Raw genomic sequence first — 1,357 nt, 5'->3', positions numbered from 1 at the left:
GCCGTGGCCGCCGCACTGATGCTGCGCACCCACCTGGTGGTCGACTCCCCGGGCGGCATGACCGGTGTCGACGACGACCTGGCGGAACTCCGCGTCCTCAGCCGCCGCGCGGGCGACCGCTGGCTCCGCGCCCAGGTCAGCAGCGCGGCCGGTGAGGCGGCCATGGCCCGGGGCCGCCCCGCCGAGGCCAGGGCGGAGTACGAGGAGGCGCTGCGTCTCGCCCACGAGGTGGGGGCGTACGCCGAGACACCGTTCCTCATCGCCCGGCTCGCCGAGGTCGCCTACCGCACCGGCGACCGCTCGACCGCGCTGACCACCCTGGACGAGGCGAGCGCAGCGGGCGACCGGTACGGCGTGCCGGAGACCCGGGCGTTCGTCAAGCTCATGCGAGCGCACATCGCCCTGGAGGACAAGGACCTCGCCGGCGCGCGCGAACTGCTCGACTCGGTGCGCGAGCAGATCGGCCAGTCGTCCCCGCCACCCCAGTTCACGGTGATGCTGAACTCCATCGCCGCGATGCTGGCGGCCGCCGAGTCGGGCCCCGAGCACGGACTGCCCCTGATGGCGGAGACCGTCCGTGAGGCGATCGACAAGCGGTGTTCCGACACCCTCGTGGCGACCCTCGTCGACGGCGCGGCGACCCTGCTCCGCGACCTCGGCGACCTGCCGCGCACGGCCCGGCTGCTGGCCGCCGCCGAGCGGTGGCGCGGTGGCGACCCGCGTCCCGACCCCGAACGCCTGGAGGCGGAGCGCGCCGAGGCCGCCGCCCGCACCGGCCTCGGCCCCGAGCGCTACGCGGCGGAGCACACCCGGGGCGCGGTCCTCACCCCGGCCGAGGCCCTGGCCGAGCTCGACGAGGTGGCGCGGGAGCGGCGCCTCATGCACACCTGAACTTCGACTCCGCCCAGTCGGCGAGCATCAGGTCGTCGAAGGGGCTGTGCGGCTCGACCACCAGCCGTACGGTGCGGTGCCCGCTGAGGTTCACATGGACGGGCACGGCCGGGTCACCACCCCTGACCAGCGCCGACCTCCACAGCCGGGCCCCGTCGGCGTACACGGAGAAGTAGACCTTGCCGAGGCCCAGTGTCATGTCGTCGACGCCGACCATCGCGTCGTAGGAGGAGCAGGCGCGGTTGAGGTCGATCGTGACGGAGGAGCGGCCGTGCACGGTCACGCCGTGGGCGTACTTCCGGTCGGCGACCGAGACGCCGTAGCGCTGCCAGACCCAGGTGCTCTCGCCGATCCGCATCTCGGGCCCGCTGCCGTCACCGGAGACGTCGTAGGCCAGCTCGCTCCACTGGTAGACGGTCGGCGGTGGCGGGGGAGTCGGCGTCGGGGCTGTCGCTTATACACATAT

The 1,357-nt window shown here is 73.7% G+C and carries 2 pseudogenes; one reads left to right on the top strand and one right to left on the bottom strand.

The annotated features are described in order from the left end of the window. Positions 1-891, top strand: a pseudogene (locus tag AOJ26_RS34915) (AfsR/SARP family transcriptional regulator); the annotation flags it as partial. Here the strand turns inward: AOJ26_RS34915 and AOJ26_RS34910 are convergent. Then, a pseudogene (locus tag AOJ26_RS34910) lies at positions 878-1,336 on the bottom strand (NPCBM/NEW2 domain-containing protein); the annotation flags it as partial. The pseudogenes AOJ26_RS34915 and AOJ26_RS34910 overlap by 14 nt on opposite strands. Positions 1,337-1,357 lie beyond the last annotated feature (21 nt).

Origin of the sequence: Streptomyces sp. NRRL B-24085 (assembly GCF_001282115.1) — a bacterium.
GTDB lineage: Bacteria > Actinomycetota > Actinomycetes > Streptomycetales > Streptomycetaceae > Streptomyces.
Note: the sequence above shows the minus strand (reverse complement) of the source record. Positions and strands in the feature narration are given on the sequence as shown.